Genomic DNA, 617 nt, shown 5'->3' on the forward strand with positions numbered 1-617 from the left:
TGAAATCAATGGTGATACAGGGAAAAATCGCCTGATGGAAAAATTATCAAAATTGAGCTGGGTATTGGGTGTTAATAAAAATATATTGTGGAATGGGGTTTGTATTCCGGGATAGCCCTTTTTAAAAGGAATCGGAGTACGACGTTCGGTATTCTGGGCATTTTCAGCTACCAGTTGTGCGTGTGAACCTACAATTTTGGCTTCTTGATTGTAGTAAAATGCCGACTTCATACCCGTTGCATCGGTTAAGATGAAAAGACCAACTTCCGGCTGATAAGCTGCAATTACAAACCGACCGCACGCATAACTCAAGCGGTCATAGAATATTGATTCTGATGAAGCTAAGGACTCAGCTAGAAAAGAGACACACTCATCCGTTGTCTGCTTAGGAAAGCGGACATCACAGATTAATCCTAAGCACATAACCGCTACATCTGTCTCCCGAGCTAAGTGACAATTAAGACGTGGATCATAAGCGAAGTAAATATCACAAAATCGAGATTTTTTCCAGTGAACAGGAACCGTAGTTATTCGTTTATTTGAAATAATATAACCTCTGGCAAATAACTCTTGATAATATTTGTTATCGACAAGAGACTTATTTAATTTTTCACTAC

At 38.9% G+C, this 617-nt stretch carries 1 protein-coding gene; it reads right to left on the reverse strand.

The genetic code is table 11. The features are described 5' to 3' along the window. A partial coding sequence (locus B9T16_RS29140; protein ID WP_410246443.1) for a hypothetical protein occupies positions 1–617 on the reverse strand: 617 nt, incomplete at both ends.

The sequence above is a fragment of the Arthrospira sp. PCC 8006 genome, assembly GCF_046480465.1.
GTDB lineage: Bacteria > Cyanobacteriota > Cyanobacteriia > Cyanobacteriales > Microcoleaceae > Limnospira > Limnospira platensis.